Origin of the sequence: Chromobacterium sp. LK11 (assembly GCF_001043705.1) — a bacterium.
GTDB classification, from domain to species: domain Bacteria; phylum Pseudomonadota; class Gammaproteobacteria; order Burkholderiales; family Chromobacteriaceae; genus Chromobacterium; species Chromobacterium alkanivorans.
The window spans coordinates 60,196-66,389 of sequence record NZ_LDUR01000005.1 but is presented as its reverse complement, the minus strand read 5'-3'; the positions used below and the strand labels follow the sequence as shown (position 1 = coordinate 66,389).

The following is a 6,194-nucleotide window of genomic DNA, read 5'->3' as shown; positions in this document are numbered from 1 at the left end:
GCTGCGATGCTCGTCATGTTTATACCCACAATTGCTGCGGCTTGGGCCGGCACCTACCCCGTCTTGTGAACGGACCGGAGGCCGGCTCGGCCGCCATCTGCCACTCCGGCTTTCGCGTGAAAGCCGGTTCCTGCGTCCTCCCTCCTGCCGGGACGGCGAAGACCGCCCCGGCATGGCGGAGTTACATCTTGTAGCTGGCCTTCACGAAGTAGGCGCGGCCGACCGCGTCGGTGAAACGCGGGTCATAGCCCTGGGGCGTGGTTTCACCCTGATTGCTCCACGGCGGCAGCTGGTCGAACAGGTTCTTGATGCCGGCGGTCACCGTCAGTTGCTTGTTCCAGGCGTAGGAACCGGACAGGTTCCAGGTGGAGTAAGGCTTGACCATGTGGCTGGGGTCGGAATCGGTGTAGCCCGATTTGTAATCCTGAGCCAGGATGCCGCTCCACGATCCGCGCATCCAATTCAGCGCCAGATTGTGCTGCCAGCGGAAAGTGGGGCTGCCGTTGACGTAGGCGCCCAAGTCGCTGTGGTAGTCGCCGCCCTTCTCGTACTGGAAACTGTGTTTGCTGATATAGGTGCCGTCCAGGTTCACCGTGAAGTCGCCGATGGAGGTGCGCGGCAGACGGTAGGAGAAACCCAGATCAACGCCAGCGGCGCTGGTGTTGCCCAGGTTGTCGGTGAGGTCGGTCACGTACAGCAGGTTGTTCTTCGAATCCCGGACAAACAGGTTGGCGTATTTGACCGGGTTGGCGAAGATGGTCTGCTCGTTCAGCAATCCGATGGAGTTCTGGATATTGGTCCACCAGAAGTCCACGCTGGTGGTCAGGTCCTTGACCGGCTCCAGCACCATGCCGAAGGAGATGGACGAGGACTTTTCCGGCTGCAGGTTCTTGTTGCCGCCCGTCATCAGGTTTTGCTGAGTCTTGACGCAAGAGGTCGAGCCGGCGCCGGGCTGAGCCACGCCGCCCGGACACAACACCGGGTCGGTATAGTTCTTGGCGGTCAGTTGCTGCTGGGCCGGCTGGTTGATGTCGTACAGCGACGGCGCGCGGAAGCCGGTGCTGGCGGAGCTGCGCAGCAGCAGTTGCGGCATCGGCTGGTACTTCAGCGAAACCTTGGGGTTCACCGAGCTGCCGGAGTCGCTGTAGTGGTCGTAACGCACCGCCAGGTTGGCGTCCAGGTGCTTGATCACCGGGATGTCCACCTCGCCGTACAAGGCCTGGGCGTTGCGCTGGCCGCTGCCGTCGTTGGTCTTGGTCAGACCAGTACTCAGCGTATCGGTGGACAGCGCATGGTTATAGGTATGCTCGATGGTCTCGCGGCGCGCCTCGGCCCCGATGGCCACCGCCAGCATGCCTGCCGGCAATTGCAGCACTTCCTTGCTGACCTTGAAGTCGGCAAGGTCGAGCTTGGACTTGGCCTGCTCGATGCGGCCGCTGGACGAGAATGGCTTCCAGGCTGCCGGATCGGCGGTGCCCGGATCGAAGCCGTTGTTCAGCGCGTTCTGTAGCTTGCTCTGGCTCAGATAGCCGCCTTGCAGATCGTGAGTAACCTTGCTTTCCGAGTGGCCGAGGCCGGCGCGGTAATCCCAACCGGCGATCAGGCCTTCCAGATTCATCTGCAGACGCTGGGTGGTGGCGGTGGTGCTGTCCACACGCTCGCCGGCCGGCACCGAACGGCCATAGACCGGGAACGGCCCGTCCGCCGGGTTCTGGCCCGGCGCGGTCGGCGAGCTGACGTCGCCGGCGAACGGGGTAGGCGCCACCCAGGTAGTATTCTTGGTCTCGGTCACCAAGTATTGCAGCGACAGCTCGTGGTCGCCGATGCGAGTAGTGCCTTTGAGCACGCCGGTCTGCTGTTCGATCTCGGGCTGGATCGACGGGTACAGCGAATACAGCTGCGAACAAGCGCCGCTGCCGTCCGGCGTCGAATACGGCGGCGCGCAATTGGGCGAACCGGTGATCAGGTCGCCGCTGGGCAACAGGTAGTTGGGGGGGAAGCTGTTGACGCTGCGCTTGGTGCTGCTGGTGATCTGGGACGCGAAATCGCGCTGGGTGGCCATGATCTTGTTGGTCTTGTGATACTCGTAAGCGCCGTAGATGTTGAAGCCGTCCTTGCCCAGGTCGCCGTAGCCGTAGGACAGGTTGACGCTGCGCTCTTGGCCGCCGGAACGCTGCGGAGACAGCAGCTCGCCGCCGATGGACAGGCCCTGCATGGTTTTCTTGGTGATGAAGTTGATCACGCCGCCGATGGCGTCGGTGCCGTAAATGGCCGAGGCGCCGTCGCGCACCACTTCGATGCGGTCAATCACTGTCAGTGGAATGGCGTTGAGGTCGACCGAGGTGCCGTCCATCGGCTGGTTTACGATGCGACGGCCGTCCAGCAGGATCAAGGTGTACTGATGCCCCAGGCCGCGCAGGCTGGCGTAGGAGGCGCCGCCGGTGGAGGCCCCTACCGCGGCATTGGCGCCTTGGGAGGACTGGTTGGAAGCTAGGCTGTTGACCACTTGCTCAACCGACGTCATGCCCTGTTTGATCAGGTCGTCGGTCTTGATGATGGTCATCGGGATCGCCTGCTCCTGCTTGATGGAGCGCTTGATGTTGGAACCGGTGATTTCCACCCGGTCCAGGGTGGCGCTGTTGTCGTCGGCGTAAGCCAGAGACGCGGCGCCGACACCGAGCATGGCGAGCGCCAGCGCGATTTTCTTCTTGCGACAATTCATGATTCTCCAATCCCTTGTAAGTTCATTTGGCCACTGACCTCGTCGGGTTTATGGCTCTATCGAGAGCATCGTCGTGCTCATTTTTTGATCTGAACCGAAGGCGATCCGAGTGTGCGAATTAATCATGACCAGCGTCAATAAACTTTTCCGCGGCCGCCCCCCGCCATCTTCAGAGCGAGCAGGCACTATGTTTGAAGCAATACTTCTTAACGACTCAAAACCTTTATTAAACAAGCGTCTAACCGGAATTCGAAATCCACGCCGCCGAAAAACCAAATGCATATTTAGAGCAGTAGCTACAAAAAACAAGCATGTTTCAATCCCATGGTCATGTTGCTTTTTTGCAATCCCGTTAAAAACCGGGCAGCGTAAATACTTATTATTCTTTGTTTTTAACACTTGTTACATGTGAAAACCTGATAACAGCCATGATTTATTGGGATGCCGCTCTCTAAGCCTGGAACGCCGCGCGCCTCAGCCGCCAAAACGCCGATCCCCATCGCCGACCGCCCTCGCCGCCCCCACCGGCCCGCGCATGAGCCGCGCTCATGCGAAGCCTGCAACCTCTCCGCCCGGCGGGGCCAAGCGGCGCAAGCTGCGCGGCCGATCCACCACAGTTCACCCCTGTCCTGATTGCCATTTTCAAAGTTTGTGATTGACCAGCTAAATGATAACGATTATCATTTCTAAAAATTCACCCAGGAGGGATGTCCAATGAATGCCATGCTTGTGGGAGCCGATACCCTCGGCAATATTCCGGATGTGCTGCGCGATTTCGGCATCAACATCCATCGTCACGTCAGCGGCCGCAACAGCTCGCACCAACGCAAGGTGGACCGGCTGCCGGCCGGCACCGACCTCTTGATCCTGTTCACCGATTTTCTGGGCCACAACGTGATGCGCCATTTCCGCGAACTGGCCTCGGAAAACCAGATCCGCTTCATCGCCTGCCGCCGTTCGGTCTGTGCGCTCAAGCAATCGCTCACCGGAGCCGGCCTCAACGACAGCCAGTGCGCCGCCTGCCCGCATCAGTGCGCGGCGGCCAAGAGCGGCGGCGGCAAGCGCAAGCGCTGAGTTTTTTCTTACCACCCTTGAAATTAAAAGCCGGCTCCTGCCGGCTTCTTTTTATCCCGCGCCGCGGGCAAGAAAAAACCGGCCACAAGGCCGGTTGTTCGCCGCGCTTCAAACAAGCGGCTATTCGCCGCGCCCCGCCTTCCGCGCGGCCTCGCTCAACTGCTTGAGCTGCTGCGAGAAATTGCGGCAATTGCCGCACATGAACAGGTGCACGCGCAGGCGCACGTATTCCCACTGGCTCAAGGGACGGTCCTGAGAGGCCGAGATCAAACGGCTGGCCTGACGACAACTCAACTTCATACGCTAGCCTCCCGGCTCCAGCGGATCGAAAAACACTCCCGCAAGCTCATGCGGGCGCGATACAGCAATACGGAACAGTTGGTCGCGGTGATCTCCAGATTCTTACAGATCTCCGCAATCTCCATGCCCATCACCTCGCGCATCACGAACACCATCGCGGTGCGCCGCGGCATCACTTCCGAGCACTGTTCGAACACCTCCCAGAACTGGCGCGAAACCAAGGACTGCTCCGGGCCGCTCCAGGCCTTGACCGGCTCGCGCCAGTGGCCGTCGTGGCTGAACAGGCCGTCGAAATCTCCGTCGTCGGCCTCGTCCTCCAGCGATTCGAACAACTTCTCCTTGCCCTTGCGGCGCAAGGCGTCGATCAGCTTGAAGCGCAGGATGGAGGTCAGCCAGGTGCGCAGCGTGGATTTGCCGCTGAAGGAGGCACGCGACTCCAGCGCTGCCAGCAGCGTCTCCTGCACCGCCTCGTCGGCGGCGTCTCTTTCGCGCAGCTGCGCCAGCGCGTAGCGGAACAGATACGGCCGTTCCGCTTCTATGTCTCGGTCTTCTATCATTCCCTATCCGCTTTCTTAGAGTCTGTTTACGATCTCGCGAGCTAAAGCGAGACAAGGCGAAAACAGCTGAGAAAGCGGAGTGTACACACGGTACATGAGCATTTCGAAGTTGTACTCACCGTGCCACGCTCCACGACGCGCAGCAGATCGTAAACAGGCTCTTACCGCTCATTCGCGGCAGAAGTCCACCGCCTGGTCCAGGCGCTCCACCGCGATCACCTGCAACCCCTCTATCGGCTGGCGCGGCCGGTTGGCCTGCGGCACGATGGCGCGGGTGAAGCCCAGCTTGGCGGCCTCTTTCAGACGCTCCTGGCCTCGCGCCACCGGGCGCACCTCGCCGGCCAGGCCCACTTCGCCGAACACCACCAGCTTTTCCGGCAAGGCCTTGTTGCGCAGCGAGGACACCATGGCCAGGATGATGGCCAGGTCGGCCGCCGGCTCATTGATCTTGACCCCGCCCACCGCGTTGAGGAACACGTCCTGATCAAAGCAGGCGACGCCGCCGTGGCGGTGCAGCACCGCCAACAGCATGGCCAGCCGGTTCTGCTCCAGGCCCACGGTCAGGCGCTTGGGCTGGAAGCCGTGGCAATCGTCCACCAGCGCCTGGATCTCCACCAACAACGGGCGGCTGCCCTCTTGGGTGACCAGCACGCAGGAGCCGGACACATCGTCGCGGTACGAGGACAGGAAGATGGCCGAGGGATTGGACACGCCCTTGAGGCCGCGGTCCGTCATCACGAACACGCCCAGCTCGTTGACCGCGCCGAAGCGGTTCTTGATCGCGCGTATCATCCGGTAATTGGAGTGGGAATCGCCTTCGAAATACAGCACGGTGTCCACCATGTGCTCCAGCACGCGCGGGCCGGCCAGCGAGCCTTCCTTGGTGACGTGGCCCACCAGCAGGATGGTGATGCCGGTCTGCTTGGCCATTCGCGTCAACTGCGCCGCGCATTCGCGCACCTGGGACACCGAGCCCGGCGCCGAGGTCACCTGGTCGGTGTACAGGGTCTGGATGGAGTCGATCACCGCCACTTCCGGCTGCTCGCGCTTCAGCGTTTCCAGAATGGCTTCCAGCCGGATTTCCGCCAGCAGGTTGACCCGCTCGGTGGCCACCGACAGTCGGGTCGCGCGCAGCGCGATCTGCTGCGGCGATTCCTCGCCTGACACGTAGAGCACCTTGCGGCGCGCGCCGATTTCGGACAAGGCCTGCAGCAGCAGCGTGGATTTGCCGATGCCCGGATCGCCGCCGATCAGGATCACCGCGCCGCGCACCACGCCGCCGCCCAGCACCCGGTCCAGCTCGTCGATGCCGGACGGGTCGCGCGGCACTTCCTCGGTTTGCACATCGGACAGTTTCTGCACCTGGGTGGCGCTGTCGCTCCAGGATTGAAAACGGGCGTTGGCCGCAGGCGCGGCCTGCACCGCCTCGGTCAGGGTGTTCCAGGCATTGCAATGCGGACACTGGCCCTGCCATTTGGGCGTTTGACCGCCGCACTCGGCGCAACTGAAAACGGTTTTGATTTTTGCCATCAGGACAACGG

5 protein-coding genes are annotated in these 6,194 nt (G+C 61.7%); 1 reads left to right on the top strand and 4 read right to left on the bottom strand.

The features are described 5' to 3' along the window. Positions 1-181 precede the first annotated feature (181 nt). Positions 182-2,722, bottom strand: a complete 2,541-nt coding sequence (locus tag VK98_RS03260; RefSeq protein WP_053077193.1) for a TonB-dependent receptor — start codon at positions 2,720-2,722, stop codon at positions 182-184. A 714-nt stretch (positions 2,723-3,436) separates the two neighbouring features. Here VK98_RS03260 and VK98_RS03255 point away from each other — a divergent pair. Next, positions 3,437-3,796, top strand: a complete 360-nt coding sequence (locus VK98_RS03255; RefSeq protein WP_019104007.1) for a DUF2325 domain-containing protein — start codon at positions 3,437-3,439, stop codon at positions 3,794-3,796. A 120-nt stretch (positions 3,797-3,916) separates the two neighbouring features. On the opposite strand, the gene VK98_RS03250 is transcribed toward VK98_RS03255, so the two are convergent. The 3 genes from VK98_RS03250 to radA all read right to left on the bottom strand — a co-directional run bounded on the left by VK98_RS03250 (position 3,917) and on the right by radA (position 6,183). Continuing rightward, positions 3,917-4,096, bottom strand: coding sequence for a zf-HC2 domain-containing protein (locus VK98_RS03250; RefSeq protein WP_048412672.1), 180 nt, complete (start codon positions 4,094-4,096; stop codon positions 3,917-3,919). Beyond that, positions 4,093-4,653 carry a sigma-70 family RNA polymerase sigma factor gene (locus VK98_RS03245; RefSeq protein ID WP_048412671.1) on the bottom strand — a complete coding sequence of 187 codons (561 nt, stop codon included), beginning with the start codon at positions 4,651-4,653 and terminating at the stop codon, positions 4,093-4,095. Before VK98_RS03245 ends, VK98_RS03250 begins: the two co-directional genes overlap by 4 nt. Positions 4,654-4,821: 168 nt before the next feature. Further along, a complete protein-coding gene (radA, locus tag VK98_RS03240; RefSeq protein WP_048412670.1) occupies positions 4,822-6,183 on the bottom strand; it encodes a DNA repair protein RadA in 1,362 nt (453 codons plus the stop codon). Positions 6,184-6,194: the final 11 nt, after the last annotated feature.

What these genes read in the sequence shown, in the direction of transcription:
- radA (WP_048412670.1), bottom strand. Translation starts at nt 6,183, where the DNA reads ATGGCAAAAATCAAAACCGTTTTCAGTTGCGCCGAGTGCGGCGGTCAA.
- VK98_RS03260 (WP_053077193.1), bottom strand. Translation starts at nt 2,722, where the DNA reads ATGAATTGTCGCAAGAAGAAAATCGCGCTGGCGCTCGCCATGCTCGGT.
- VK98_RS03255 (WP_019104007.1), top strand. Translation starts at nt 3,437, where the DNA reads ATGAATGCCATGCTTGTGGGAGCCGATACCCTCGGCAATATTCCGGAT.
- VK98_RS03250 (WP_048412672.1), bottom strand. Translation starts at nt 4,096, where the DNA reads ATGAAGTTGAGTTGTCGTCAGGCCAGCCGTTTGATCTCGGCCTCTCAG.
- VK98_RS03245 (WP_048412671.1), bottom strand. Translation starts at nt 4,653, where the DNA reads ATGATAGAAGACCGAGACATAGAAGCGGAACGGCCGTATCTGTTCCGC.